The organism is Streptomyces sp. cg36, from assembly GCF_041080675.1.
GTDB lineage: Bacteria > Actinomycetota > Actinomycetes > Streptomycetales > Streptomycetaceae > Streptomyces.
In genome coordinates this window covers 1,201,961-1,227,630 of sequence record NZ_CP163520.1, presented here as the reverse complement: position 1 = coordinate 1,227,630, position 25,670 = coordinate 1,201,961, and the positions used below count along the sequence as shown (strand labels likewise).

Below are 25,670 nucleotides of genomic sequence, written 5' to 3'. Positions count from 1 at the left end.
CGCGCGGCCGGCCGTGCCCGGGACGACGGGAGCCCCCGCCCGGCGGACCGGGCGGGGGCTCCGCGAAGTGCGGTGCGGTCAGCTCCAGTTCGCCCACGCCTTGATGGTGTGCGGCTTGCCCTTGAGGCTGATGCGCAGGTAGTACCCGTTGGCCGTGGCGACGTTCGCCGAGGCCGACACGGTCTGACCGGTGCAGTAGTGGTAGCTGGACTGCGCCATGACGTGCTTGTCCTTGGTGCGGACGAGCTGGACCCTGACCTGTGTGCCGTCGCCGCCGTTCCAGCACTGCGCGCTCGCGCTCACATGGCGGCCGGTGGGCACGAAGTCGCCGGTCGGCCAGTAGGTGGTGGGCTTGTGGGTGTAGGGCCCCCACTGGCCGCTCGAAAGCGCCGTCACCGAGGTGGTGGGGTGGCTGGTGGGTGCGGCGGTCGCCGCGGTGGTGGCGGCGAGGCTGCCGCCCAGCGCCAGCGCCGCGGCGCTCACGGCGGCACTCCTGCGTACGTTCACGGTTGTTCCCCCTTGGGTTCTCCACGGCCGAATCCCGGCCGTGGAGAACGCTAGGGAATCCGCCGCGCGCCTTCGTCAAACCGCCGGTTGAACCGGCGGTCAACCCTCGCGGTACGCGGCGCCCCGGGTCGAACTCGCGCGGTACGTCGGGGGTTTCACCCCGGGACGGTGGCGGTCGGGGTGTTCCAGCCGGAGACGCGCACTCGGGGCGCGGAGCCGTGCAGGTCGGCCGTGCGGTAGGTGGCCGTGAGGGTCGCCGACTCGCCCGGCCACAGGGTGACCTGATTGTCGGACCAGCGCGCCGGCAGCACCGGGGTGCCCCGCCCGTCCACCAGATGGGCGTCGGTGAGCAGCGCCGGGGCCCGGCCCGCGCCGGTGCGGGTGAGCGTCACGGTGGTGGTGGAGGTGCCCGCGTCCGTGGTGGTGGAGGCGGTCGCCCGCACCTCCGCGCGGGCCATCGAGCCGAGCCCCGTCAGATCGGCGTAGCCCGTGGTGGGGGTGTGGTACCAGTCGGTGTGCTCGTAGTCGAGGACGTCGGGCCTGGTGGAGAGCCAGTACACATTGCGGCTGACCTCCTTGCCGGAGGCGTCGGTGAGCAGCAGTCGGGCCAGATACGTGGGAGAGAGGCCGGTGACGTCCGCCGGCAGGGTCAGCGCGGTGGTGCTCGCGCCGTCGCCGCCCACCCGCACCCCGCTCACCGTGCGGTCGTACTTCTGGGTGCCGTCGGTGTGGAAGAGCGTCACCCGGGCGGTGAGTCCGGTGGCGGGTGCGTGGCGGTTGTTGACCACGGAGACCGCGCGGTTGTCGTACCCGTACTGGACGTGGAGCGGCTCATTGGCCTTCTTGGCACCGAAGTAGGCGCCGCCCTGGTCGAGGTAACGGTCCGTCAGCTGCCAGTGCAGCGAGGTCCAGCCGCTGTTGAACATCCAGTAGACGACCCCGGTGGCGGGCTTGGCGGGGTCCTTGGCGTTGCGGCCGTACGCCTCGAACTGGGCGCGCACGTTCTCGTACTGGGCGAGCTGCGCCTTGCGCACATAGTCGTCGAGGCCGCTCGGGGGGCCGTAGCGGCCGGCCAGCGCGTCGTCGTACAGCTTGAGGGTGGCGAAGGCGGCCGAGGGGGAGCGGTGGTACTGCTTGGCCGACGGGTCCTTCCAGAGGGTGTCCAGCTCGGCGGGGGAGAGCATCCGGCGCAGGGTGTCCAGGGTGGGGACGTCGGGTCCGGCGCTGGTCTCCGAGTTGAAGCCGGTGGCCCCGCCCTCCTGCTTGTTGTACCAGTAGTTCGGCGGCACCCAGTCGTAGGGGCCGGACATCTTCATGCCCGAACGGCCGTTCAGGGGCGCGGAGTTGTCCGACGCGGCGGCCACCACCGGGGTCGGCCAGTCGGCCGCCCGCAGCGCGTCCACATAGGTCTTCTCGATGGTCCGGTCGGGGGCGAAGTCGCTGCCGATCAGGAACGAGACCACACTGGGGTGGTCGCGCAGCCGGGCCGCCTCGGCGGCCATCGACGCCGCCGCGACCGGGTAGTCGGCGGCGGTCCACTTGTCGCCCGGCTCGCCGCCGTTGACCTGCCCCTCCCACTTGTCGCAGCACTCCCAGCCCGGCATGGTCAGCACGCCGTAGCGGTCGGCCAGGTCGAAGAACTCGTCGGGCTCGATGTGGCCCTCCAGCCGGATGGTGTTCAGGCCGAGGTCGAGCGCGTACCGCAGCCGGTCCTCCGCGTAGCCGCGGTCCCAGCGCAGGAACTCGTCCGGGGACCAGCCGCCGCCCTTGATCAGCAGCGGGCGCCCGTTCACGGAGTACTGGCGGGCGCCGTCGGCGTTGAGGGGGGCCTTGACGTCGCGGACGCCGAACGACTCGTGCGCCGTGTCCGAGGCGGCGCCGGAGACCGTGGCGGTGAGGTCGAGGTCGTACAGCGCCTGCTCGCCCATGCCCGCGGGCCACCACACGCGCGGCGCGGAGAGGCGCAGTTGGGGGAAGGCGCCGGGGGTGAAGGCGACGGTCTTCGTCTCGTGCGCGGCGAGCGCCACGTCCTGGCTGAAGGAGACCGCGCCGATGGTGCCGGAGACGGTGGCCGTCACCGGGCCCGCCGTGTCGTTGCGGGCCCGCGCCTTCACGGTCAGGTCGGCGCTAGCCAGGGAGGGCACGGCCAGCGCGGTCACCACGTGCGCGTCCCGCAGGGCCACCGGGCCGCCGCGCCGGACCACCACGTCGCGGACGATCCCCATGTTCTCGTCGGGCGGCGGCTGGAGCCAGTCGATCCACCCCATGGTGAGGTTCTTGCGGGGGTCGTTGGGCCGGACCCGGAAGGCGACCGTGTTGGTGCCGGGACGGACCAGGGAGGTGATGTCCAGCTCGTGCCGGGTGTACGCGCCGGAGACGGTGGCGGCGTCCGCGACCTGCTGCCCGTCCACGTACACGTCGGCCGCCGAGATCACCCCGCTGAAGTCGAGGTAGGTCCGCGCCGAGGTGTCGGCGACGGTGAAGTCGGAGCGGTACCACCAGGGCACGGCGAAGTCGGCGGCGGGAATGCGCTTCTGCTGGGTGGAGTAGAAGGGGTCGGGGTGGTCGCCGTGGGCGAGCAGGGCCGCCAGCACGGTCGAGCGCGCTCCCGCCGGGTACCACCCCGGGGTGGGATATCCGGGCCGCGAGACGGCCGAGGGCGGGTCGGTGACCTTGGCGGTGGACTGGATCGCGTACCCGGTGAGCGCGGTGGCCGAGGGGGCGGTCGGCGCACGGGCGGCGGGAGTTGCCGAGGAGGTGCCTTGCGTCAGGGCCAGCGCGAGGCCGAGCGCGACGGCGGCGGCGGTCCGGCGGCGGATTCGGAGGGCGGGACGGCGGTGGAACACGGTGGTCTCCCAGGGGGTCCGGTCGGACGGCCGCGCTGCGCACTGGTGGGGAGCGTACTGGTTAAGAATCTTTACTAATTCGACTCCGACGGTAGAGATGTGAGCGAAGCATGTCAACGACCGCCGGGGGTGTGCGTCCGTCGCTCGAAGGTCAGGTCCCGCGCCGTGTCCAGCGCCGTCGCCACCGCGCCCAGCAGCACCGCGTCCTCGCCGAGCCCGCTGGGCGCCACCTTCGGCCGCAGCGGCGTCAGCGTGCGCAGCGTCTCCCGTACGGTCCGCAGCAGCAGGTCCGCGCTGTGGCCGACGCCCCCGCCGAGCACCACGAGGTCCGGGTCGAGCACGGCCGCCACCGCCGCCACGGTGTGCGCGAGCCGCTCGCCCTCCAGTTCGACCGCCTTGACGGCGGCCGGGTCCCCGGCCCGGGCGGCGGTGAAGACGTCCTTGGCGGTGAGCGGTCCGGCCATGCCGTGCTCCCGGGCCGCCGCCACCACCGCGTCCCCCGAGACCGCGTCCTCCAGGGTGTCCGGCTTCTGCCGTCCGGGCCACGGCAGGAAGCCGATCTCGCCCGCGCCGCCGTGCGCGCCGGTGAAGAGCCGGCCCTCGCTCACCACGCCCATGCCGAGACCGGTGCCGATCATCACGTAGACGAAGAGGCGGCTGCCCGCGCCGACCCCGAAGGTGTACTCGCCGAGCGCCGCGAGGTTGGCGTCGTTGTGCACCGCCAGCGGCAGGCCGAGCCCGTCGCGCATCCGGTCGAAGAGGCCGGGGCGGCCCCAGCCCGGCAGGTGCTGGGCGTAGCGCACCCGGCGCTTCTCCTCGTCGTACACCCCGGGAGTGCCGACGACCGCCTGGACGACCTTGGCGGCCGGCACCCCGGACCCGGCGACCAGCTGGTGGGCGGTGGTGACCACGAGGTCGGCCATGGTGTTCGAGGTGCGGGCCTGGTTGCGGACCTCGGAGCGGGCCACCACCGTGCCGTCCAGATCGGCGAGGGCCACCCGCAGCCAGGCCCGGCCGATGTCGATGCCCAGCGCGTAACCCGCGGTCGGGTCCGGGGCGTAGAGGACGGCGGAGCGACCCCGCTCGGGGGTGTGCGTACCCGCCTCGCGGACCAGGCCGGTGGCGGCGAGCGCGGCCAGCGCGCTGGAGACCGTCGGCTTGGACAGACCGCTCTCCCGGGCCAGTTGGGCCCGCGACGCCGGACCGCCGCTGCGCAGCCGGTCGAGCAGCAGCCGCTCGTTGCTGTTTCGCTGACGCTGGGGGTTCCAGGGCTGTTCACCCTCGTCGCTGCTGGTCATCGCATCATTCTCACGCATCGCTCCCGACGGTTTCCCGGCGACCTCTTGACGCCCAAAGTAAAGGTACTTAACTTGAGCACGCCCGACGCCGGGGCGCACCCCCGCACTGGCCGGGAACGCCCGCCCCCCCAACCCCGTTCCCCGCGTCCCCAGGGAGGTCCACCCGTGTCCGGAACCCCGCCCGAGCCCGGCGGTTTCGTCCGCCGCATCGGACTCTTCCAGGCCACCGCCATCAACATGAGCCAGATGTGCGGCATCGGCCCGTTCGTCACCATCCCGCTGATGGTCGCCGCCTTCGGCGGGCCGCAGGCGGTCATCGGATTCCTCGCCGGAGCCGTCCTCGCCCTCGCCGACGGGCTGATCTGGGCCGAACTCGGCGCCGCCATGCCCGGCTCCGGCGGCAGTTACGTCTATCTGCGCCAGGCGTTCCAGTACCGCTCCGGACGGCTGATGCCGTTCCTCTTCGTGTGGACGGCGATGCTCTTCATCCCGCTCATCATGTCCACCGGCGTGGTCGGCTTCGTCCAGTACCTCGGCTACCTCGCCCCCGACCTGGGGAAGACCGGCGGCGACCTGGTGGGGCTCGGCGTGATCGCGCTGGTCGTGCTGCTGCTGTGGCGCGGCATCGAGCACATCGCGCGGATCACCGCCGTCATGTGGGTCGTGATGATCGCCTCGGTGACCCTGGTCATCGTCGCCTGTGCCACCCACTTCAGCGCCGACCGCGCCTTCACCTACCCCTCCGGCGCCTTCGAACTCACCAGCAACCACTTCTGGCTCGGCTTCGCCGCGGGCCTGACCATCGGCATCTACGACTACCTCGGCTACAACACCACCGCGTACATGGGCGCCGAGATCAAGGACCCCGGCCGCACCCTGCCGCGCTCCGTCGTCTACTCCATCCTCGGCATCATGGCCATCTACCTGCTCCTGCAGATCGGCACCCTCGGCGTCATCGACTGGCAGCGGATGACCGACCCCGGCGACATCGCCTCCACCTCGGTGGCCTCCGCCGTCCTGGAGAAGACCTGGGGCAAGGGCGCCGCCGACGTCGTCACGGTGCTCATCCTCGTCACCGCGTTCGCCTCCGTCTTCACCGGGCTGCTCGGCGGCTCCCGGGTGCCCTACGACGCGGCCCGCGACCGCGTCTTCTTCCGCCCGTACGCCAGGCTCCACCCCCGCCACCGCTTCCCCACCCTGGGCCTGGCCACCATGGGCGTCATCACGGCGGTCGGCTTCCTCATCGGCCGCCACACCGACCTCGCCACCCTCATCCAGCTGCTCACCACGGTGATGGTGCTGGTCCAGGCGCTCGCGCAGATCGTCGCCCTCACGGTCCTGCGCCGCCGCCGTCCGGAGCTGCCCCGCCCCTACCGGATGTGGCTCTACCCGCTGCCGAGCCTGGTCGCCCTGGTCGGCTGGCTGGTGATCTACGGATACGCGGACAGGAACTCGCCGGGCCGCCACCCCATCGAGTGGTCGCTGGCCTGGCTGGCGCTGGGGTGCGTGGCGTTCGTGGTGTGGGCGCGGTTCGAGAAGGTGTGGCCGTTCGGGCCGCACGAGATACGGGAGGAGTACGCGGCGGACCCGGTGCCGGACGCGGCCGGGGCCTGACGCGGAACGGCCCCCGCCCGGAATCCGGACGGGGGCCGACCGCTCCCGCACCCAGGGCTACCTGTCGTCCTCCTCGCCGATCGGGATGGACGTCGAGACCGCCGCGCCCCGCCCGTTGAGCCCGGGGCCGCCGGCCGGGGAGGCGGCGCCGGGCGCCGGGGAGGCGTTCTGGTTCATCGACGCCAGCAGCTGACGGGCCAGCCCCAGACCCGTACCGCCCATCGTCAGCGCCTTGGCGAACATCTCCGACATGCCCTCGGCGCCGTTGAGGAGCACCATGTGCTCCACATTGCCGAACGCGCCCGCGCCCGCCTCCACGATCCGGGGCCAGTTCTCGGCCAGTTGCTGGGCGACCACGGCCTCCTGGTTCTCCGCCAGGGCCGCCGCCCGCGCCTTGATCGCCTCGGCCTCGGCCAGGCCCTTGGCCCGGGCCGACTCGGCCTCCGCCAGGCCCTTGGCCTGGGTCGCCGCCGCCTCGGCCTCACCGGTCGCCCGGGTCGCCTTCGCCGCGGCCAGACCGCGCGCCTCGGTGGCCTGGGCCTCGGCCGCCGCGGCGGCCTTCACCCGGGTCGCCTCGGCCGCCGACGCCAGCTCCGTCTCCTTCGCCTTGGCCTGCGCGGCCGAGATCCGCGCGTCCCGCTCGGCCTCGGCCATTGTCCGCTTCTGGTACGCCTGCGCGTCCGCGGGCTTGCGCACGTCAGCCTGGAGCTGCTGTTCGCGGCGGTGCGCCTCCAGTTCGGCCACCCGGGTCTCCTCGACGACGACCTCCTGGCGGGCCGCCGCGTCCGCCAGCGGACCGGCCTGCTGGGACTTGGCGGCTGCCTTGTCCCGCTCGGCCTGGTAGCCCGCCTGGAGGATCTCGCTGTCCCGGGTCGCCTCCGACATCCGGGCGAACGCCTGCTGTTCGGCCTCGGTGGCCAGCAGGTTCGCCTCGGCCTGCGCGATCCGCGCGTCCCGCTGCACGGCCGCCGCGTGCGGCATCGCCAGGTTCTTGATGTACCCGGTCGGGTCCTCGATCTCGTGGATCTGCAGCGAGTCGACGATCAGCCCGAGCTTCTCCATCTCCGTACCGCAGGCGGCCCGTGTCTGACCGGTGAGCTTCTCCCGGTCGCGGATCATGTCCTCGACCGTCAACCCGCCCACGATGGAACGCAGATGACCGGCGAAGACGTTGTGGACGCGCTCCGACATCATCTTCTGCTGGTCCAGGAAACGCCGGCCGGCGTTGGCGATCGACACGAAGTCGTCACCGACCTTGAAGATGACCACGCCCCGCACCCGCAGCGGGATGCCCTGGTGCGTCACGCAGTCCACCGACAGCTCGGTCTCGTTGAGGTCGAGGGACAGCTTCCGGACGGCCTGCACACCCGGCAGGACGAGCGTGCCGCGCCCGGTGACGATCCGGAATCCCATGCCCTCGCCGAGACCCTCGGTCTTGTGCTTGGAGCCGGAGATGATGAGTGCTTCGTTCGGTTCGGCCACCCGCCACATGAGCTTGAACAGACCGACCAGAACGATGATGGCGGCGAGAACGAGCCCCGCCGCGACGCCGACGACCATCGGCATGCGCCCCCTTCGAAGCGGTGCCGTGCGGCACCGACGAAGGGAGTGTGCTCCTGCCGGGGGCGATCGAGAAGACGTTGACGATTCCTTGTCGCCATCTTGATACGGCCAGGTGACAGCGGTGCGCCCGGCCCTCCCGGGGCCCGGATCAACCCCCGTACGCCGCCGACACGTAGACGGTCCGGGGCGGCAGGTACTCCACCACCGTCACCACCGTCCCCGGCTCCAACCGGTCGCCCGGCACCGCCGGATAGGCCAGGAAGTGCTCCGCGCCGCCCCGGATCCGGACGATCACCTCGCCCACCAGACCCGGCCCGATCCTGCCGGTCACCCGCCCGAGCAGACCCACCATGTAGTCGTCCCCCGCACCGCTGTCCATGCCCGTGCCCCTCCCCGTCCGGGGGAGCGTATATCCGGTTGCGCCCCGGCGGAGTTCGGCCATCCGCCCGTCGGGGCGGGCCGCGCTTCTGCAAGGATGCCGAACGCGATGAGCGATACAGCGAAGCAGCCCCGGCAGCCCGCCGAACGTCCCGTCCCGACCAGCGCCGACGTGGCGCGGCTGGCCGGAGTCTCGCGCGCGACGGTGAGCTACGTCCTCAACAACACCTCGGCCGTACGCATCAGCGAGCCCACCCGGGTGCGGGTGCGCGAGGCCGCCGAACAGCTCGGCTATGTGCCGCACGCCGCCGCCCGCAGCCTGCGCGCCGGGCACACCCGGATCGTGCTGCTGCCCAGCGCCAGCCAGCCGCTCGGCCCCCTCTACTGCCGCTTCTTCGACGAACTCCAGTGGGGGCTGCGGCGGCTGGACTACACCGTGGTGCAGTACGGCAGCCTCGGCCTCGGCGCGGAGGAGGCCGCCCGCGCCTGGGCGGAGCTGCGCCCGGTCGCGGTGATCTCGCTGGGCGAGATCGAACTCACCCCGCACGGCGTCGAGTTGCTGAAGCGGTCCGGGGCGCGGGCCGTCGTCACCCTCGGCCCCCGCCGGGTGGAGGGCGCGCACTCGCTGGTGATGGACCAGCGCGAGATAGGCCGGTGCGCGGTCGGCCATCTGCTGGAGCGCGGCCACCGCCGCATCGGCGTGGTGGTCCCCTCCGACCCGGCCCTGCACTTCTTCGCCGGACCGCGCCTGGCGGGCGCGCGCGAGGCCGCCTCCGGCACGGCCGCGGTGGTCGAGCCGCTGGACATGGCGTACGCGGAGGACTCCGCCGCCGGCCTCGCCCGCCGCTGGCGGGGGCTCGGCCTGGACGCGGTGTACGCGTATAACGACGAGTACGCGATGCTCCTGATGCGCGCGCTCCAGGACGCGGGGGTGGAGGTGCCCGCCGAGGCGGCCGTGGTCGGCGCCGACGACTTGCTCCTGGGCAGCCTGCTGCGCCCCCGCCTCAGCACGGTCCACGTCGAGATGATCGCGGGCCGGCGCCTGGCGGAGCTGGTCGACGCGGTGGTCCGCGACCCCTCCTCGGTGCGCGACCGGCGGGACCTGATGGGCGCCAGCGTGGTGTGCCGGGAATCCAGCTGAACGCCCCGGGCCGGGCACGGGGGCGGCGGCCGAGTGCCCCCGGCGGGCGGCGGGGCGGGGGAAATTCCGGCCGGTCAGGGAGTGGCAGCCGGGCGAGCGGCCCCCGCCACGCCTAGCGTGCGCCCCATGGAACCGCACCCCGCGCGCTTCGAGATCCTCATCGTCCCCGCCCACGTCGACAGCCGTGGCACCGCGTCCGTGGCCGACAGCGCCGTCCGCTCCGCGGTGGTCGGGGCGACCGGCGAGGTGGGCGAGACCGGCTACCCGCGCTACGCCGGGCACGGCCTGGTCGCCGACATCGACCCCGCCACCCGTACCGTCGAGGCGCTCCTGGTGGACGGCGCCGAGCTCGACTACGGTCTGACCGCGCTGATCGCGCCGCCGGAGTGAGCCAGGGCGGCCAGGTCCGCCTCGACCAGCGCGGCCGTCGCCCGCAGCGGCGCCAGCAGGGCGAGCAGCATCTCGGCGGCCGTGCCGCGCCCGGCGGGCTGGGCCACGTTCAGCGCGGCCACCACCCGGCCGTCGGCGCCGCGCACCGGCACGGCCAGTGAGCGGAGCCCCTCCTCCAGCTCCTCGGCGACCAGCGCGTGGCCGTTCGCGGCGACCCGCTCCAGGATCCGGGCGAGCTCGGCGGGCGAGGTCACGGTGTTCGGGGTGAGCGCGGGGAGCCCGGCGGGCAGCGGCGGGCGCCGCTCGGGCGCCAGCGCGGCGAGCAGCACCCGCCCCATCGAGGTGGCGTACGCCGGGAACCGGGTCCCCACCGTGATGTCGATGCTCATGATCCGTACGGTCGGCACCCGCGCCACATAGCGGATGTCGGCCCCGTCCAGCACGGCCATCGACGCGGACTCGCCGGTCCGCGCCACCAGCCGGGCGAGGTGGGGCTGGGCGACCTCGGCGGGCCCGAGCGCCGAGAGGCGGGCGCAGCCCAGCTCCAGGACCCGGGGGAGCAGCCGGTAGCGCTGCCCGGCGCAGTGCGCGTATTCCAGGTGGACCAGGGTGAGCAGGGAGCGCCGGACCGTGGCCCGGGCCAGACCGGTCGCCGCGGAGACCTCCGACAGCGTCAGCCCGTCGCCCCGGTCGCCGCCGAGCGCCACCAGTACGGCCAGCCCCCGGGCGAGCGACTGGAGGAAGCCGGGGCCCAGTTCGCGCTTGAGCGCCAGGGAGCCGTCGGCGCGGCGGACCGGGTCCGGGTCCGCCGCGCGGGGCGCCGCCAGGGCCCGCTCCATCGCCCGCGCCGTCGCCCGCAGCGGCTGCGGCACCTCGCCCGGCGGACGGGGGCCGGTCCGGCCGAGCACGCTCACCGCGCACACCGTGCGTCCCGCCGCGTCCCGTACCGGCACCGCCGCCGCCAGCAGCCCGTCGCCCGCCGCCCACCGGGAGGCGGCGGCGGGGAACGGCGCGCCCGGGGGCAGCCCCCGCTCCGGCAGGAGGTCGCCCACGCGCAGCGCCGGGGCCACCGTGCGGCGGCGCGGGGTGCGCAGCACGACCCGGGCGCCCGCCCCGTCCGGCACGGCCACGAAGACCGATTCGTCCAGCTCGTCGGCGAGCCGCGCGGCGAGCGGGCCGAGCGCGGCCGGGAGCCCGCAGCCGCGCAGATAGGCGCCGGACAGCTCCATCAGGCGCGGCGCGAGGGTCACTTCCCGGCCGTCCGCGCGCACCAGACCCAGCCGGTCCAGGGTCGCCACCACCCGGTCGACGGTGGCCCGGGCGAGCCCCGTGGACCGTACGAGAGCACCGCGATCGGCGTCCCGGGCGGCCAGCGCCCGCAGCACCGCGAGGCCGCGCTCCAGCGGGCCGACGGGCGGTTCTTCGGACACGGGTCCTCCAAGGGCCGTTGACAGCGCGCGGGGGCGGGCCGAGACTCGGGCTTGATTCTGAACCAAAGTTCACTGGGCGAACAGGGCGCGTCGCGCACCACGCGGGCGGGGCCGACCGGCGGGAGAGAGACCGATGAGCATCCGGGACGTGTACATCGTCGACGCCGTGCGCACCCCGATCGGCAAGTTCGGGGGAGCGCTCGCCGGAGTGCGGCCCGACGACCTCGCCGCGCACGTGGTCCGCTCGCTCGTCGCCCGCTCGCCCGAGCTCGACCCGGCCCGCGTCGACGACGTGTACTTCGGCGACGCCAACGGGGCCGGGGAGGACAACCGCGATGTGGCCCGGATGGCCGTCCTGCTCGCGGGGCTGCCGGTCACCGTGCCCGGGGTCACCGTCAACCGGCTGTGCGGCTCGGGCCTGGAGGCCGTGATCCAGGCGGCCCGCGCGATCGCGGTGGGCGACGCGCACCTCGCGATCGCGGGCGGCGTCGAGTCGATGTCCCGGGCGCCCTGGGTGGTGCAGAAGCCCGAGCGCGCCTTCCCGGCGGGCCACCAGCAGCTCTGGTCGACCACGCTCGGCTGGCGGATGACCAACCCGCGGATGCCCGAGGAGTGGACGGTGGCACTGGGCGAGGGGGCCGAACTCATCGCGGACCGCCACTCCCTGACGCGCGATCAGCAGGACGCCTTCGCCCTCGACAGCCACCGCAAGGCCGCCGACGCCTGGGCCAAGGGGCTCTACGACGACGAGGTCGTCCCGTACGAGGGCGTCGACCTGGTCCGCGACGAGTGTGTGCGCGAGTCCACCTCCATGGAGGCGCTCGCCCGGCTCAAGCCCGCCTTCCGGCCGGACGGTTCGGTGACCGCCGGGAACTCCTCGCCCCTCAACGACGGCGCCGCGGCCCTGCTGCTCGTCGACGAGGAGGGGCTGCGCGCCACCGGCCGCGAACCGCTCGCCCGGATCCGCGCGTCGGCCGTGACCGGCATCGAGCCGCAGCTCTTCGGGCTCGGCCCCGTCGAGGCGGTGCGCAGCGCGCTGGCAAAGGCGGGCCGCAGCCTGGGCGAGCTGAGCGTCTTCGAGCTCAACGAGGCGTTCGCCGCGCAGGCGCTGGGGTGTCTGGCGCAGTGGCCCGAGCTGGACCCCGGCGTCGTCAACCCGCGCGGCGGCGCCCTCGCCATCGGCCATCCGCTCGGCGCCTCGGGCGCCCGGCTCGCCGGGGCGGTGGCCCGCCAACTGGCCGCCGCCGGTTCGGGCGTGGGGCTGGCCGCACTCTGCATCGGCGTCGGCCAGGGGCTGGCGCTCGTCCTGGAGCGCTGAGCCCGGGTCTCCTCAACCGTACGGGCCGCGCCCGCCCATGACGGCCCATCGGGTGCGGGTGGGCCGTACGGTTCTGGTGTGCACGACTAGGATGTTTGCGCGTTCAACCGGATGTCCGTGCGCCCGGGTGCACGGACACCGCACGCGACGGCCCGGAACCGCCGCGCACCGCACGGGACTTCCCACCGGTCCGGGCCCGCCCCGGGTCCGCCATGAGTGAGACTGGAGATCCTCCATGACCCTGCTCGACCCCAAGACCTGGCAGGAGCGCACGCTGTCGGGGGGTGAGTACGAGGTCACCGAGCCCGCCACCGGAGAGGCCCTGGGCGCGATCACCCTGGCCACGGCCGCGGACATCGCGGACGCCGTGGCGACGGCCCGCGCGGCGCAGCCCGGCTGGGCGCGCAGCCCGCACCTCGCCCGCGCGGCCGTACTGCGCCGGGCGGGCGACCTGTTCGCCGCGTACGCGGACGAACTGGGCGAGTGGCTGGTGCGCGAGTCCGGCTCGGTCCCCGGCAAGGCGGGCTTCGAGCTGCACGTCGCCGCCCAGGAGTGCTACGAGGCCGCCGCGCTCGCCTCGCGCCCGCTGGGCGAGGTGCTGCCCAGCGAGGAGCCCCGGCTCAGCTTCACCCGCCGGGTGCCGGTCGGGGTGGCCGGGGTCATCGCGCCGTTCAACGCCCCGCTGATCCTCTCCATCCGCTCCGTGGCCCCCGCCCTCGCGCTCGGCAACGCCGTCGTGCTCAAGCCCGATCCGCGCACCGCGGTCTGCGGCGGCCTCGCGCTCGCCGCGATATTCGCCGAGGCGGGGCTGCCCGAGGGTCTGCTGCACGTCCTGCCCGGCGGCGCCGGGGCGGGGCGGGCCCTGGTGGCCGACCCGGGCGTCCCGGTCATCTCCTTCACCGGCTCCACCGCCGCCGGGCGCGCGGTGGGCGAGACGGCCGGACGGCTGCTCAAGCGCGTCCACCTGGAGCTCGGCGGCAACTCCGCGCTCGTGGTCCTGGAGGACGCCGACATCGAGGGCGCGGTCGCCCAGGCGTCCTGGGGCTCCTTCTTCCACCAGGGCCAGATCTGCATGACCACCGGCCGCCACCTGGTGCACGCCTCGCTGTACGAGGAGTACGTGGAGCGCCTCGCGGCCAGGGCCGACGCGCTGGCCGTCGGCGACCCCTACCGCGAGCAGGTCCACCTGGGCCCGATCATCGACCGGGACCAACTGGCCAAGATCCACGGCCTGGTGGAGGCCAGCACCGCCCAGGGCGCCCGGGTCGCCGCGGGCGGCACCCACCGCGACCTCTTCTACCGCCCCACCGTCCTCGCGGACGCGGGCGACGACTGCCCGGCGTACCGGGAGGAGGTGTTCGGACCGGTCGCCCCCGTACGGGCCTTCCGCACCCTGGACGAGGCCGCGGCCCTGGCCGCCGACGGACCGTACGGACTCTCCCTGGGCATCGTCACCCGGGACACGGCCCTCGGCCTGGAGCTCGCCGACCGCATCCCCACGGGCATCGCCCACATCAACGACCAGACGGTCAACGACGAGGCGGTGGCCCCCTTCGGCGGCATCGCGGCGTCCGGGACGGGCGCCCGGTTCGGCGGGGCGTCCAACATCGAGGCGTTCACGGACCTGCGCTGGACGACGGTGCGCCGCGAGCCGGCGGGCCACGCGTTCTAGGAGCCGGTGCGGACGGACCCCGGTCTCCGGGAGCCGGTACGGACCGCCCGCGGTCTCCGGGCGTCGGTGCGGACCGCCCGCGGTCGCACACCCTCCCGACCGTCCGTTCGGGGCACGGCATACGCTGGCGCGGTGCACTCAGTGATCACTGGCTTCCTCCCCATCTGGGCACTCACGGCGTGCGGCTGGGGTGCGGGGCGCCACAACGTGCTGGGTGCCCAGGCCCAGCACGTCCTCGGCCGGTTCGCGTTCACCTTCGCGATGCCCTCGCTGCTGTTCCTGACGATGTCCCGCTCCCACCCGGGCGATCTGGCCCGCCCGGGTGTGGCGGCCTTCGCCGTCAGCCTCTGCGCGGTCTTCGCGGCCGGACTCCTCGTCAGCCGCTGGACGTTCCGGCGCAAGCGCGGCGAACAGGCGATAGGCGCGATGGCCGCGTCCTATGTGAACTCGGCGAACCTGGGCATCCCGGTCGCCGTGCACGTCCTGCACGACACCTCGTTCATCGTCGCCGCCGCGCTCTTCCAGATGCTCTTCATCACCCCGCTGATCCTGGTGCTGATCGAGCTGGACGCCCAGCGCGGCGCCCGCGAGCGCTGGACGCGCATCCTGCAACTGCCGCTGCGCAACCCGGTGATCGGGGCCTCGGCGTGCGGCCTGCTGCTCGCCGGGCTCGATGTGGGCGTGCCCGCCACCCTGGCCTCGCCGCTCCAGACCCTCGGCGGCGCCGCCGTGCCCTCGGCGCTCTTCGCGCTCGGCATGTCACTGAACACCCGTGCCCGGGCCGGCGCCGACGGGCGGGCCGAGCGGCTGATCCTGGTGGGTCTGAAGGTCGCCGTCCAGCCGCTGCTCGCCTACGCCCTGGGGCGGTGGGCCTTCGGCCTCGACGGGCACGCGCTGTTCGCGGTCGTGCTGTGCGCGGGCCTGCCCACCGCCCAGAACGCGTTCATCTTCGCGTCCGAGTACTCCCTGGACACCGAACTGCCCAGGGACACCGTGCTGCTCTCGACGCTGCTGTCGATGGTGTCGCTGTCGTTCATCGCCTGGCAGCTGGGCTGAGCGGGCTACTCCGCCTTGCCGCCCTGCTTGGCCTGCTCGGCCTCCTGCGCCTGCGCGACGGACTTGCGGACCTCGTCCATGTCCAGCGCCCGCGCCTGGCCGATGACGTCCTCCAGCGCCGTCTCCGGCAGCGCGCCCGGCTGCGAGAAGATCGCCACGTTGTCGCGCACGATCATCAGGGTCGGGATCGAGCGGATCTCGAACGCCGCCGCCAGCTCCTGCTGGGCCTCGGTGTCCACCTTGGCGAAGACCAGGTCGCCGTGGCGCTCGGAGGCGGCCTCGTAGACCGGGCCGAACTGCCGGCACGGTCCGCACCAGGAGGCCCAGAAGTCGATCAGGACGAATTCGTTGTCCGACACGACCTGGTCGAAGTTCTCCTTGGTCAGCTCCACAGTCGCCATCACGCACTCCCTCTTCCTGGCCTCACCGTGAAGCCGTCTCGCACAACGGCGGTCGCCGTTGTGGTATTCCGTACGTTTTCCGCTGCCCCACGCATGCCCTTGTGGCCCCGGCGTACTCCTCGCACCAGACTGTGCCCATGACGGAAGCAGTGGAGTACGACGTAGTGGTGCTGGGAGCGGGACCGGTCGGGGAGAACGTCGCCGACCGGGTGCGCGCGGCGGGGCTGAGCGCCGCGGTGGTGGAGAGCGAACTGGTGGGGGGTGAGTGCTCGTACTGGGCGTGCATGCCCAGCAAGGCGCTGCTGCGGCCGGTGATCGCCCGGGCCGACGCCCGCAGGGTGCCGGGCCTGCGCCCCTTCGTGGGCGGCCCGCTGGACACGGGCGAGGTCCTGGCGCACCGGGACGAGTACGCCTCGCACTGGAAGGACGACGGCCAGGTGGACTGGCTGGACTCGATCGGCGCCCACCTCTACCGGGGCCACGGGCGGCTGTACGGCACCCGCAAGGTCGAGGTCACCAGCCCCGAGGGCGAGCACCACGTCCTGGTCGCCCGGCACGCGGTCGCGGTCTGCGTGGGCAGCCGCGCGGTCGTGCCCGACCTGCCGGGCGTGGCCACCGCCCGCCCCTGGACCAGCCGGGAGGCCACCAGCGCGCAGGAGGTGCCGGGCCGGCTGGTGGTCGTGGGCGGGGGAGTGGTCGGCGTCGAGATGGCCACCGCCTGGCAGGCGCTCGGGTCGCGGGTGACGGTCCTGGTGCGCGGCGGCGGGCTGCTGCCGAAGATGGAGCCGTTCGCGGGCGAGCTGGTCGCCGAGGCCCTCACCGAGGCGGGCGCGGAGGTCCGTACAGGTGTCTCGGTCGCCGAGGTCGTACGGGAGGACGGCGGCGGCCCGCTCACCGTCGTCCTGGACGGCGGCGAGCGGATCGAGGCGGACGAGATCCTCTTCGCCACCGGCCGCGCCCCGCGCACCGACGACATCGGCCTGGACACCGTCGGCCTGGAGCCCGGCGCGTGGCTGCCGGTCGACGAGTCCTGCAAGGTGTCGGGGAGCGACTGGCTGTACGCGGTCGGCGATGTGAACCACCGCGCGCTCCTCACCCACCAGGGCAAGTACCAGGCGCGGATCGCGGGCGCCGCGATCGCCGCGCGGGCGGCCGGGGTCCCGCTCCTGGAGACCGACGCCTGGGGCGCCCACAGCGCCACCGCCGACCGCGCCGCCGTCCCCCAGGTCGTCTTCACCGACCCGGAGGCCGCCTCGGCCGGGCTCACCCTTGCCGAGGCCGAGGCGGCCGGCCACCGGGTCCGCGCCGTCGACAAGGACCTGGGGTCGGTGGCGGGGGCCGGTCTGTACGCGGACGGCTACCGGGGCCGCGCCCGGATGGTGGTCGACCTGGACCGCGAGGTCCTGCTCGGCGTCACCTTCGTCGGCCCCGGGGTGGGCGAGCTGATCCACTCGGCGACGATCGCGGTCGCCGCCGAGGTGCCGCTGGCCCGGCTGTGGCACGCGGTCCCGGCGTACCCCACGATCAGCGAGATCTGGCTGCGCCTGCTGGAGGCGTACCGGGACCAGTAGGACGGCCGGTCCGGCGCGCCGTCAGCTCTCGTCGAAGACCAGGTTCTCCGGGGGCTCGGTGAGCCGGACCGTCTGGTCGGTGACCTCCACGATCGTGGACAGCTGGGTGAACTGGCCCCTGGAGACGACCAGGAGGCGGTCGGGGCGCTGGTCGAGGAACGCCTTGAACCCGGCCAGCGAGGGGTCGCCGGCGCCGAGCACGAGATAGTCGGCGAGGCGCCGGAAGAGCTTGGGCAGCACCACCGCGGTCTCCGTGAGCGACGCCAGGCCGTCGATCTTGGCGCCCGTGGTGGTGAGGTCCACCGGCCACAGCCCCTCGGCTGCGGTGCGCGCCTCCTGGACGGCGGTGGTCATCGCGGCGCGCAGCTCGACGAACAGCTTGGTGTAGTACGTCGGGTAGGCGAGCCCGGCCGCCAACTGGCTCAGGTTCGCGGTCCGTTGCAGCAGCGCCGCGTCCACGAAGTGCTGCTGTCCGCTGGGGGCGGGCGCCGGACCGGTGCCCGCCAGGGCGACACAGCGGCCGTGCAGGTCCGCGCCCCGGGTGAGGACGAACCCGGGCGCCTGGGCGGGCTCGGACGCGGTGACCGTGCCGTGGGCGTCGCGCAGCACGGAGGTGAAGCCGAGCGCGGCGGTCAGCGCGTCCGCCGCCGCGTCCGCGAACGGCGGCGGCTGGTGCAGTTCGCGGCCGTGCGCGGGGATGTAGTGGGTCTCCAGGCTGTCGATGCCGTCGAGCCGCAGCTGGGCACCGCCGGTGCGGTTGCGCCGCACCCGGTGGGGCCCGGGGACCAGGTCCCACTGGGCGGGGTCGGCGGGGTGGAAGCGGACGGAGTCGCCGTCCGGCCGGGCTCCGGTGACCCGGTAGGTTCCTTCGATCACGAGCATTCCCACGACGGCCTCCTCAGCTCGCACACCGGGTACCTCCAGCATCCTGCGTCCGGCCGTCCGGGGCGCCCGCCGGTGGCGATACCTACGGTCCGGCGGGCCCCGGCGCGCACCCCGGTGTACGGCGTTGCGCGTACTCCGCGTCCGCCTGCCGACCCGCCTTGTTGAACGCGTTCAGGGGGCGTTAGGTTCGACGTGGACTTGAACACGTTCAGAACGGAGGTGCGGTGATGGCCCTCGCCGCCCCGCACGGCCTCGCCGAGGTTCCCGCGTTCACCTATCCCGAGGTCGGCGCCACGGCCCGGTTCCGGCTCCCGGCCGGCTACCACCACCTCCGGCACCGGGTGAGAATCGGCCATGGTCCCGACGTACTGCGGCGCGCGGGGGCCGCCATCACCGACTGGCGCATGCACCGGGCCCTGGGGGTGGGCGTGGATTCGCCCGCCGAGCGGGCCGCGCCGGGCGTTCCCGTCACCATCCGGCTCGGTGCGGGCGCCTTCGCGGCGAAGGCGCCGTGCCGGGTGGTGTGGACGGCGGACGAGCCGCACCGCGTGGGCTTCGCGTACGGCACGCTGCCGGGGCATCCGGAGTGCGGCGAGGAGGCGTTCCTGGTCGAGCTGGACCGGCACGACGGGGTCTGGTTCACCGTCACCGCCTTCAGCCACCCGGCGAGCCGCTGGACCCGCCTCGCCGGACCGCTGGTGCCCGTCGGCCAGCGCCTGTACGCCCGCCGCTGCGGAGTGGTCCTGCGACGGCTGGTGCGCGAAGGGGCGTGAGGGGTGGGGGTGGCTCGCGGCCCCGGCGGTGAGTAATACTCCCTCTATGACTTCACACATTACGAGTCGGGGTGGCGAGCCGGTGCTGATCCGCCGCGCGGTCGCCCGGGACGCCCAGCGGCTCACCCGGCTCGTCCGCTCCTCGCGCGCCTACGAGGGCCCCTACGCCGCCATGGTCGCGGGCTACCGGGTGGGGCCCGACTACATCGAGACCCACGAGGTGCACGCGGCGGTCGGCGCCGACGACCGGGTGCTCGGCTTCTACGCCCTGCTGCTCGCCCCGCCCGAGCTGGACCTGATGTTCGTCGCCGACGACGCCCAGGGGCTCGGCATCGGGCGCCGGCTCGTCGACCACATGACGGGCCGGGCGCGCGCCGCCGGGCTCGACCGCGTGCGGGTGGTGGCCCATCCGCCCGCCGAGGGCTTCTACCGCAGCGTGGGCGCCCGGCGCACCGGCACGGCCCCGGCCCGGCCGCCCGCGGTGCTGTGGGACCGGCCGGAGCTGGAGTTCCCGATCGGGGTGTGAGCGGGTCGGGGCGCGAGCGGGCGCGCGGTCCGCGCCCGCTCGCGGTCCGCGCCGTCAGGTGCTCGGCACGCCCACCTGGCTCCACGCCTTCAGCACGGCCTGGATCTCGTCGCCCTCGCCGTACAGGCTCCGGGCGGTCGCGGCCGTGAGGCGGGCGAACGCCGCGAAGTCCGCGTCGCTCGCCAGCTCGCCGCCGGTCAGCGTGGCGTACCAGATCTTCCCGGCCCGCTCCCACGCGTTGCCGCCCAGCGCCGAGGCCACCAGGTAGAAGGCGTGGTTGGGGATGCCGGAGTTGATGTGCACGCCGCCGTTGTCGCGGCCGGTCCGGACGTAGTCGTCCATGGTGGCGGGCTGCGGGTCCTTGCCGAGCTGCGGGTCGTCGTACGCCGTTCCCGGCGCCTTCATCGAGCGCAGCGCCTCCCCGTGGATGTGGGGCCCGAGCAGCCCCTGGCCGATGAGCCAGTCGGCCTGGTCGGCGGTCTGGCCCAGCGCGTACTGCTTGATGAGTGAGCCGAACACGTCGGAGAGCGACTCGTTGAGCGCGCCGGACTGCCCGAAGTACTCCAGGTTGGCGGTGTACTGCGTGACGCCGTGGGTGAGTTCGTGGCCGATGACGTCGACCGAGGTGGTGAAGTCGACGAACAGCTCGCCGTCCCCGTCGCCGAACACCATCTGCTCGCCGTTCCAGAAGGCGTTGTCGTACTTCTCGCCGTAGTGGACCGTGGCGTTGAGCGGCAGGCCGGAGTCGTCGATCGAGTGGCGGCCGTACGCCTTCAGATACAGCTCGAAAGTGGCACCCAGCCCGGCGTGCGCGCGGTTGACGGTGGCGTCCTGGGAGGGCTGGTCGGTCTCGGAGTGCACCTTGGAGCCGGGCAGCGTCTCCTGGCCCTTGGCGTCGTAGACGGTCCGGACGGGCTTGTCGGACGCGGTGCCGCCGGACGGGGCGAGGCCACGCACGGTGGTGATCCGGCGCCGGGTGCGCTGGAGCGCGTCGTGCTCCAGGGTGCGGCGGGCTGGCTCGAAGGTGGCGGGGTCCTCGGCCTGCGCGAGTTTGTCGAGGACGTGTGGCGGGACGATCGTGCAGAACACGGTGTTGGTCTCCATGCCGAGCAATGTGGCACAGCGTGACGGCAACAGTGAGTCGAGTAGTCGAGTTGGCTGAAAATCGGTGGCGGAGTCGGAGCGCCCGGTTCCTACGGAGGGTGACGAACGGACGCCCCGGGCAACCGCCCGGTCAGAGCCAGCCGTTGCGGCGGAAACCCCGGTGGATGGCGAAGCACGCCAGCGCCATGACGGCGAGGGCGAGGGGATACCCGTAACGCCAGTGGAGCTCCGGCATGTTGTCGAAGTTCATGCCGTAGATCCCGCACACCATCGTCGGCACCGCGACGATCGCCGCCCACGCGGTGATCTTGCGCATGTCCTCGTTCTGGGCGACCGTCACCTGGGCCAGATGTGCCTGGAGTATGGAGTCGAGCAGCGCGTCGAAGGCGGTGATCTGCTCGCCGACCCGGGCCAGATGGTCGCAGACGTCACGGAAGTACGGCTGGGTGTCGGCGCCGACCGGCGGCACCGGGGCGGCGGCCAGCGCCTGGAGCGGCCGGTACAGCGGGGTCACCGCCCGCTTGAACTCCAGGAGTTCGCGCTTGAGCTGGTAGATGCGGCCCGCGTCGGCGCGCCCGGCGGAGTCGCTGAACACGGCGGTCTCGACGGCGTCCATGTCGTCCTGCATCGCGTCGACGACCACCAGGTAGTCGTCCACGACGTGGTCCGCGATGGCGTGCAGCACCGCGGCCGGGCCCTTGGCGAGCTGGTCCGGGGACTTCTCCAGGTCCTCGCGCAGCGGCCCCAGCGAACCGTGCCTGCCGTGCCGCACGGTGACCACGAAGTCGGGCCCCGCGAAGACCATCAGCTCCCCGGTCCCGACGACCTCGCTGGTGGCGGTGAGCTCCTCGTGCTCGACGTAGCCGACGGTCTTGAAGACCGCGAAGAGCACGTCGTCGTACGGCTGGATCTTCGGCCGCTGGTGCGCCCGCACCGCGTCCTCGACGGCGAGCGGGTGCAGGTCGAAGAGCGCGGCGATCCCGGCGAACTCCTCGGTGGCGGGCTCGTGCAGCCCGACCCAGACGAACCCCTCGCCCGCCTTGCGGACCCGCCGCACGGCCTCGTCGACGGGGCAGTCGCCGGGCTGGCGCACGCCGTCGCGGTACACGACGCAGTTCACCACGGCGCTGCCCAGCGGCGAGCGGGCGGGGTGGCTGAGGTCGACCGTACGGCGGTACGCGCGGCGCACCGCCCTGCGGAGGTTGCGGATCATGGGCACGGCGGTCAGTGTGCCATGCGCGGCCGTGCGGGCCGCCGGGCCTCGGGCGTGGGCATGTTCACACCCCGCCGGGGCGCGGGCGCGGGCCCGCCGCGCCGCGCCCCCGCCGGACCGGGGCTCACATCCCGGCGGCCACGTCCCCGTCGAAGGCGGCGGCGAGCCGCAGATAGCGGGCGGCGTCCGCGGTCCGCCCCTGGCGCTCCAGGGTGCGGCCGAGCATCAGCGTGGCGTAGTGCTCGACGGGGTCGCGCTCCAGCACCGCGCGCAGCTCCGCCTCCGCCTTCTTGAGCCGGGCGGAGTGGTAGTAGGCGCGGGCCAGCAGCAGCCGCGGCGCCACCTGCTCGGGCACCTCCTCGACGATGCCGGTCAGGATGTCCACGGCCGGCACGTACTCCTTGGCCTCGAAGAACAGCCGGGCGCGGTCCCAGCGCTCCGCCGTGCTCCCGTGCGAGTAGTAGGTGTCGCCCACAACGGTTCCTCTCTCTGCGGTCACTCCGATCGTCTTACGGGTCCGGGAACGCCCGCCGTTCATTGAAAATTCCACAACAGACTGGCCGTGGGAGCCGTGCCCCCGCGGCCCCCGGGGGGAATAGGTTGAGCGGCATGAGCAATCTCGATCGTCAAGCCGCCCTCTCGGTCTGCGGCGGCCGTGGCTTCGTGGTCGCCGAGCCGGTGCGCGAGCTGCTGTCGCCGAAGACCGTCAAACTCGGCGAGTCCACCGAGGTCCGCCGTCTGCTCCCCAACCTCGGCCGCCGGATGGTCGGGGCCTGGGCCTTCGTCGACCACTACGGCCCCGACGACATCGCCGACGAGCCCGGCATGCAGGTGCCGCCGCATCCGCACATGGGGCTCCAGACGGTGAGCTGGCTGCACGAGGGCGAGGTCCTGCACCGCGACAGCCTCGGCAGCCTCCAGACGGTCCGCCCGCGCGAACTGGGTCTGATGACCTCGGGGCGGGCCATCAGCCACTCCGAGGAGAGCCCCCGCCCGCACGCCCGCTTCCTGCACGGCGCCCAGCTGTGGGTCGCCCTGCCCGACGCCCACCGCCACACCGAGCCGCACTTCCAGCACCACACGGACCTGCCGGTGGTGACAGCCCCCGGCCTCTCGGCCACGGTGATCCTGGGCGAACTCGACGGCGCGGCCTCGCCCGGCACCGTCTACACCCCGCTGGTCGGCGCCGACCTGACCCTGGCGGCCGGGGCCGAGCAGTCCCTGCCGCTGGACGCCGACTTCGAGTACGCGGTCCTCTCGATGTCCGGCGAGGCCCGGGTGGACGGGGTGCCGGTGCTCCCCGGCTCCATGCTCTACCTCGGCTGCGGACGCACCGAACTCCCGCTGCACGCCGCCTCGGACGCCTCCCTCATGCTGCTCGGCGGCGAGCCGTTCGAGGAGGAGATCGTGATGTGGTGGAACTTCATCGGGCGCTCCCAGGCGGACATCGAGCAGGCGCGTGCGCAGTGGGCGGAGGGCAGCCGCTTCGGCGAGGTGAAGGGGTACGACGGAGACCGGCTGGCCGCCCCGGAGCTCCCGCCGGTACCGCTCAAGCCCCGGGGGCGGGTGCGCTGAACCGGGCACCCACCGGTCGGTTCTCGCCATCGGTGGCTCAACTGCCGCTGTTTCACGCCCAGTTGGCTCGGCTCGGGCGTCCCGGACCGCCCGACCGCCGTATGTGCGGCCGGGCCGTTGGCTAGGGTGGCGCGTGGAGACCGGCCCCGATGCCCGGGGCCGCGACGGCCGCAGGGGCCGACGGCTCCCGCGCGGGCCGGGGCAGAGACGACGGGGGGTCGTCGGTGGGGAGTGGGCGCCAGCGGACGCCGGAGGCAGCTTCGACCGGCGCACTGCCCCAGCGGCTGCGCGCCTGGCTCGCGCCGGTCGCGGTGCTCGCCGCGCTGGTGGTCGCCGCGCTCGGCATCGGCTACGCCGACCACCACGAGTACGGCACGGTGGACAGGTGGTTCATCCAGCCGACCACCGACCCCGTGCGCCCGCCGTGGCGGCGCGTCGCGCTCGTCCTGGACTTCCTGGGGGAGCCCGCCGGGTCGGCGCTGGTGGTCGCGGCCGTGGTGACGGGCTGCCTGCTGCTGCGGCGTCCGCGCGCGGCGGTGCTCGCCGTGGCGGGCTCCGGGGTGGCCGTGGCGACGGCGACGCTGCTCAAACACGTGGTGGGACGCACCATCCACGGCGACGGCAACCTCTCCTACCCCAGCGGGCACACCGCGTTCGCCACCGCGCTGGCCCTCGTCGTGGCGCTGCTCGCGACCGACCGGCTCGGCCTCGGCAGGACGGCCGGTGTCGCCCTCGTGCTCGCCGCCGCGCTGGCCGCCGGTGCCGCCATGGGCTGGGCGCAGGTCGTCCTCGGCGCGCACTACCCCACCGACGCCCTGGGCGGCTGGTGCACGGCGCTGGCGGTGGTCCCGGCGACCGGGTGGCTGGTCGACCGGGTGGCCGACCGGCCGCCCCGGCCGCCGGACCACCGCCTCGACGACCGGACGGCCGACGCCCGGCCGTCGGCGTGAACACCGCCGGCGGCCGGGGCCGCGCCTTGCGGCGAAGGTGTCCCTTCACCCCGTACGGCGAAGGCGCCACCTCACCTCGTGCGGCGACGTCCCGCCGTACGGCGGCCTCGCCTCACGCCAGGCGGCGGAACACCGGTTTCACCGGCCGCCCGCCCTGCCAGGGGGTGGGATCACCTGCGTCCAGGGCCTTCCGGTACACCGCGCACGCCTCGGCCACCACTTCGACCGTGTGGTCGATGTCGGCGTCGTCGAGCGCGCTGCTCACCACGAACGACGGCGCCAGCACCCCGCCCGCGAGCAGTTGGCGCAGGAACAGCGTGCGGTACTCCTGCGAGGGCCGCAGGTTCCCGTCCAGGGTGGCGAAGACCAGGTTGCTGGCCCGGCCCCGGACGAGGACGTGCTCGCCGACGCCCATTCCGGCCGCGGCGGCGCGGACCCCGGCGGCCAGCCGGTCGCCCAGGGCGTGCAGCCGCGCGGTGACGCCCTCCTCCACATAGGTGCTCTGGACGGCCATCGCGGCGGCCAGCGAGTGCGTCTCCGCGCCGTGCGTGGTCGACAGCAGGAAGACCCGCTCGCGGGTGTCGCGCAGCCCGCCGAGCTCCATCAGGTCGCGGCGCCCCGCCAGCGCGGAGACGGCGAACCCGTTGCCGAGCGCCTTGCCGAACGTGGAGAGGTCGGGCACCACGCCGTACAGGCCCTGGGCGCCCGCCGCCGACCAGCGCAGACCGGTGATCATCTCGTCGAAGACCAGGACGCAGCCGTGCCGGTCGGCCAGCTCGCGCAGTCCGGCGAGGTAGCCGGGCGGCGGCTCGCTCTGCGTGGCGGGTTCGAGGATCAGACAGGCGATCTCGCCCCGGTGCCGGTCGAGCAACTGCTCGGTGGCGGCCAGGTCCCCGTACGGGAAGGAGACGGTCAGGTCGGTGGTGGTCGCCGGGATGCCCGCGGCCATCGGCGTGGTGGCGATGAACCAGTCGTCGACGGAGAAGAACGGATGGTCGGCGCAGATCGCCACCCGCGCCCGCCCGGTGGCCGCGCGGGCCAGCCGCACCGCGGCGGTGGTGGCGTCGGAGCCGTTCTTCGCGAACTTCACCATCTCGGCGGTCGGCACGGTGGCCAGGAAGCGCTCGGCCGCCTCGACCTCCACTATGGACGGTCTGGCGAAGTTGCTGCCGCGGTCGAGCTCCCGCCGCACCGCCTCGACCACGCGCGGGTGGGCGTGGCCGAGGCTGACCGACCGAAGACCGGAGCCGTACTCGATGTAGCGGTTGCCGTCGACGTCCCACACATGGGCGCCGCGGCCGTGGCTGATGACCGGGGCCAGACCCTCGGGATACTGGTCGTCGCCCTTGGCGTAGGTGTGGGCGCCGCCGGGGATCATCGCGTGCAGCCGTTCGTTCGCCCTCCGTGACCGGGGCAGGTGGAACTCTTCGGTGTGTGCAGTGTGTTCGCTGTCCATGGC

At 73.8% G+C, this 25,670-nt stretch carries 23 protein-coding genes; 11 read left to right on the top strand and 12 right to left on the bottom strand.

Annotated features, from left to right (window positions below):
• Positions 1 to 78 precede the first annotated feature (78 nt).
• The 3 genes from AB5J87_RS05460 to AB5J87_RS05450 all read right to left on the bottom strand — a co-directional run bounded on the left by AB5J87_RS05460 (position 79) and on the right by AB5J87_RS05450 (position 4,651).
• Positions 79 to 507 carry a hypothetical protein gene (locus AB5J87_RS05460; RefSeq protein ID WP_369374519.1) on the bottom strand — a complete coding sequence of 143 codons (429 nt, stop codon included), beginning with the start codon at positions 505 to 507 and terminating at the stop codon, positions 79 to 81.
• 155 nt (positions 508 to 662) lie between these two features.
• Complete coding sequence (locus tag AB5J87_RS05455) at positions 663 to 3,353, bottom strand: exo-beta-D-glucosaminidase (RefSeq protein ID WP_369374517.1); 2,691 nt, start codon at positions 3,351 to 3,353, stop codon at positions 663 to 665.
• A 113-nt stretch (positions 3,354 to 3,466) separates the two neighbouring features.
• Positions 3,467 to 4,651: an ROK family protein gene (locus AB5J87_RS05450; protein ID WP_369374515.1), complete on the bottom strand. Its 1,185-nt coding sequence runs from the start codon at positions 4,649 to 4,651 to the stop codon at positions 3,467 to 3,469.
• Between the two features lie 165 nt (positions 4,652 to 4,816).
• Here AB5J87_RS05450 and AB5J87_RS05445 point away from each other — a divergent pair, with 165 nt between their 5' ends.
• Positions 4,817 to 6,265, top strand: coding sequence for an APC family permease (locus AB5J87_RS05445; protein WP_369374513.1), 1,449 nt, complete (start codon positions 4,817 to 4,819; stop codon positions 6,263 to 6,265).
• A gap of 57 nt (positions 6,266 to 6,322) precedes the next feature.
• Here the strand turns inward: AB5J87_RS05445 and AB5J87_RS05440 are convergent, their stop codons facing one another.
• Together AB5J87_RS05440 and AB5J87_RS05435 are read right to left on the bottom strand one after the other, a co-directional pair.
• Entirely contained in the window at positions 6,323 to 7,831 is a 1,509-nt protein-coding gene (locus AB5J87_RS05440; protein WP_369374511.1) for a flotillin family protein, read from the bottom strand.
• Between the two features lie 145 nt (positions 7,832 to 7,976).
• On the bottom strand, positions 7,977 to 8,207 hold the full coding sequence (locus AB5J87_RS05435) for a hypothetical protein (protein ID WP_369374509.1): 231 nt from the start codon (positions 8,205 to 8,207) through the stop codon (positions 7,977 to 7,979).
• Positions 8,208 to 8,315: 108 nt separating this feature from the next.
• On the opposite strand from AB5J87_RS05435, the gene AB5J87_RS05430 reads away from it, so the two are divergent.
• Positions 8,316 to 9,347: a LacI family DNA-binding transcriptional regulator gene (locus tag AB5J87_RS05430; protein WP_369374507.1), complete on the top strand. Its 1,032-nt coding sequence runs from the start codon at positions 8,316 to 8,318 to the stop codon at positions 9,345 to 9,347.
• A 126-nt stretch (positions 9,348 to 9,473) separates the two neighbouring features.
• A complete protein-coding gene (locus AB5J87_RS05425) occupies positions 9,474 to 9,737 on the top strand; it encodes a hypothetical protein (protein WP_369374505.1) in 264 nt (87 codons plus the stop codon).
• Here AB5J87_RS05425 and AB5J87_RS05420 read toward each other — a convergent pair.
• Positions 9,701 to 11,167, bottom strand: a complete 1,467-nt coding sequence (locus AB5J87_RS05420) for an IclR family transcriptional regulator C-terminal domain-containing protein (protein ID WP_369374503.1) — start codon at positions 11,165 to 11,167, stop codon at positions 9,701 to 9,703. The genes AB5J87_RS05425 and AB5J87_RS05420 overlap by 37 nt on opposite strands.
• Before the next feature lie 133 nt (positions 11,168 to 11,300).
• On the opposite strand from AB5J87_RS05420, the gene AB5J87_RS05415 reads away from it, so the two are divergent.
• From AB5J87_RS05415 to AB5J87_RS05405, 3 genes are all read left to right on the top strand, one after another.
• Positions 11,301 to 12,485, top strand: coding sequence for an acetyl-CoA C-acyltransferase (locus AB5J87_RS05415; RefSeq protein WP_369374501.1), 1,185 nt, complete (start codon positions 11,301 to 11,303; stop codon positions 12,483 to 12,485).
• A 235-nt stretch (positions 12,486 to 12,720) separates the two neighbouring features.
• Positions 12,721 to 14,157 carry a benzaldehyde dehydrogenase gene (locus tag AB5J87_RS05410; RefSeq protein ID WP_369374499.1) on the top strand — a complete coding sequence of 479 codons (1,437 nt, stop codon included), beginning with the start codon at positions 12,721 to 12,723 and terminating at the stop codon, positions 14,155 to 14,157.
• Positions 14,158 to 14,289: 132 nt separating this feature from the next.
• Complete coding sequence (locus AB5J87_RS05405) at positions 14,290 to 15,213, top strand: AEC family transporter (RefSeq protein ID WP_369374497.1); 924 nt, start codon at positions 14,290 to 14,292, stop codon at positions 15,211 to 15,213.
• A gap of 5 nt (positions 15,214 to 15,218) precedes the next feature.
• On the opposite strand, the gene trxA is transcribed toward AB5J87_RS05405, so the two are convergent.
• Positions 15,219 to 15,614, bottom strand: a complete 396-nt coding sequence (trxA, locus tag AB5J87_RS05400; RefSeq protein ID WP_369374495.1) for a thioredoxin — start codon at positions 15,612 to 15,614, stop codon at positions 15,219 to 15,221.
• Between the two features lie 137 nt (positions 15,615 to 15,751).
• Here trxA and AB5J87_RS05395 point away from each other — a divergent pair, with 137 nt between their 5' ends.
• A complete protein-coding gene (locus AB5J87_RS05395) occupies positions 15,752 to 17,185 on the top strand; it encodes an NAD(P)/FAD-dependent oxidoreductase (protein WP_369374493.1) in 1,434 nt (477 codons plus the stop codon).
• Between the two features lie 21 nt (positions 17,186 to 17,206).
• Here the strand turns inward: AB5J87_RS05395 and AB5J87_RS05390 are convergent, their stop codons facing one another.
• Positions 17,207 to 18,067, bottom strand: a complete 861-nt coding sequence (locus AB5J87_RS05390) for a nuclease (RefSeq protein WP_369383360.1) — start codon at positions 18,065 to 18,067, stop codon at positions 17,207 to 17,209.
• Between the two features lie 230 nt (positions 18,068 to 18,297).
• Here AB5J87_RS05390 and AB5J87_RS05385 point away from each other — a divergent pair, with 230 nt between their 5' ends.
• Both AB5J87_RS05385 and AB5J87_RS05380 read left to right on the top strand, forming a co-directional pair.
• Positions 18,298 to 18,843, top strand: coding sequence for a DUF1990 family protein (locus tag AB5J87_RS05385; protein ID WP_369374491.1), 546 nt, complete (start codon positions 18,298 to 18,300; stop codon positions 18,841 to 18,843).
• Positions 18,844 to 18,889: 46 nt separating this feature from the next.
• Positions 18,890 to 19,369 (top strand): GNAT family N-acetyltransferase, encoded by a 480-nt coding sequence (locus AB5J87_RS05380; protein WP_369374489.1) that lies wholly within the window; start codon positions 18,890 to 18,892, stop codon positions 19,367 to 19,369.
• A 54-nt stretch (positions 19,370 to 19,423) separates the two neighbouring features.
• Here the strand turns inward: AB5J87_RS05380 and AB5J87_RS05375 are convergent, their stop codons facing one another.
• From AB5J87_RS05375 to AB5J87_RS05365, 3 genes are all read right to left on the bottom strand, one after another.
• A complete protein-coding gene (locus tag AB5J87_RS05375; RefSeq protein WP_369374487.1) occupies positions 19,424 to 20,473 on the bottom strand; it encodes a M4 family metallopeptidase in 1,050 nt (349 codons plus the stop codon).
• Positions 20,474 to 20,603: 130 nt separating this feature from the next.
• A complete protein-coding gene (locus tag AB5J87_RS05370; RefSeq protein WP_369374485.1) occupies positions 20,604 to 21,686 on the bottom strand; it encodes a magnesium and cobalt transport protein CorA in 1,083 nt (360 codons plus the stop codon).
• A gap of 124 nt (positions 21,687 to 21,810) precedes the next feature.
• On the bottom strand, positions 21,811 to 22,161 hold the full coding sequence (locus tag AB5J87_RS05365; RefSeq protein WP_369374483.1) for a tetratricopeptide repeat protein: 351 nt from the start codon (positions 22,159 to 22,161) through the stop codon (positions 21,811 to 21,813).
• A 134-nt stretch (positions 22,162 to 22,295) separates the two neighbouring features.
• On the opposite strand from AB5J87_RS05365, the gene AB5J87_RS05360 reads away from it, so the two are divergent.
• A complete protein-coding gene (locus tag AB5J87_RS05360) occupies positions 22,296 to 23,261 on the top strand; it encodes a pirin family protein (RefSeq protein ID WP_369374481.1) in 966 nt (321 codons plus the stop codon).
• A 224-nt stretch (positions 23,262 to 23,485) separates the two neighbouring features.
• Entirely contained in the window at positions 23,486 to 24,211 is a 726-nt protein-coding gene (locus tag AB5J87_RS05355; RefSeq protein ID WP_369374479.1) for a phosphatase PAP2 family protein, read from the top strand.
• Positions 24,212 to 24,323: 112 nt separating this feature from the next.
• Here AB5J87_RS05355 and AB5J87_RS05350 read toward each other — a convergent pair whose 3' ends face one another.
• Positions 24,324 to 25,667, bottom strand: coding sequence for a glutamate-1-semialdehyde 2,1-aminomutase (locus tag AB5J87_RS05350; RefSeq protein ID WP_369374477.1), 1,344 nt, complete (start codon positions 25,665 to 25,667; stop codon positions 24,324 to 24,326).
• Positions 25,668 to 25,670: the final 3 nt, after the last annotated feature.

What these genes read in the sequence shown, in the direction of transcription:
- AB5J87_RS05385 (WP_369374491.1), top strand. Translation starts at nt 18,298, where the DNA reads ATGGCCCTCGCCGCCCCGCACGGCCTCGCCGAGGTTCCCGCGTTCACC.
- AB5J87_RS05410 (WP_369374499.1), top strand. Translation starts at nt 12,721, where the DNA reads ATGACCCTGCTCGACCCCAAGACCTGGCAGGAGCGCACGCTGTCGGGG.
- AB5J87_RS05350 (WP_369374477.1), bottom strand. Translation starts at nt 25,667, where the DNA reads ATGGACAGCGAACACACTGCACACACCGAAGAGTTCCACCTGCCCCGG.
- AB5J87_RS05435 (WP_369374509.1), bottom strand. Translation starts at nt 8,207, where the DNA reads ATGGACAGCGGTGCGGGGGACGACTACATGGTGGGTCTGCTCGGGCGG.
- AB5J87_RS05450 (WP_369374515.1), bottom strand. Translation starts at nt 4,651, where the DNA reads ATGACCAGCAGCGACGAGGGTGAACAGCCCTGGAACCCCCAGCGTCAG.
- AB5J87_RS05440 (WP_369374511.1), bottom strand. Translation starts at nt 7,831, where the DNA reads ATGCCGATGGTCGTCGGCGTCGCGGCGGGGCTCGTTCTCGCCGCCATC.
- AB5J87_RS05430 (WP_369374507.1), top strand. Translation starts at nt 8,316, where the DNA reads ATGAGCGATACAGCGAAGCAGCCCCGGCAGCCCGCCGAACGTCCCGTC.
- trxA (WP_369374495.1), bottom strand. Translation starts at nt 15,614, where the DNA reads ATGGCGACTGTGGAGCTGACCAAGGAGAACTTCGACCAGGTCGTGTCG.
- AB5J87_RS05395 (WP_369374493.1), top strand. Translation starts at nt 15,752, where the DNA reads ATGACGGAAGCAGTGGAGTACGACGTAGTGGTGCTGGGAGCGGGACCG.
- AB5J87_RS05370 (WP_369374485.1), bottom strand. Translation starts at nt 21,686, where the DNA reads ATGATCCGCAACCTCCGCAGGGCGGTGCGCCGCGCGTACCGCCGTACG.
- AB5J87_RS05415 (WP_369374501.1), top strand. Translation starts at nt 11,301, where the DNA reads ATGAGCATCCGGGACGTGTACATCGTCGACGCCGTGCGCACCCCGATC.
- AB5J87_RS05390 (WP_369383360.1), bottom strand. Translation starts at nt 18,067, where the DNA reads ATGCTCGTGATCGAAGGAACCTACCGGGTCACCGGAGCCCGGCCGGAC.
- AB5J87_RS05360 (WP_369374481.1), top strand. Translation starts at nt 22,296, where the DNA reads ATGAGCAATCTCGATCGTCAAGCCGCCCTCTCGGTCTGCGGCGGCCGT.
- AB5J87_RS05425 (WP_369374505.1), top strand. Translation starts at nt 9,474, where the DNA reads ATGGAACCGCACCCCGCGCGCTTCGAGATCCTCATCGTCCCCGCCCAC.
- AB5J87_RS05375 (WP_369374487.1), bottom strand. Translation starts at nt 20,473, where the DNA reads ATGGAGACCAACACCGTGTTCTGCACGATCGTCCCGCCACACGTCCTC.
- AB5J87_RS05380 (WP_369374489.1), top strand. Translation starts at nt 18,890, where the DNA reads ATGACTTCACACATTACGAGTCGGGGTGGCGAGCCGGTGCTGATCCGC.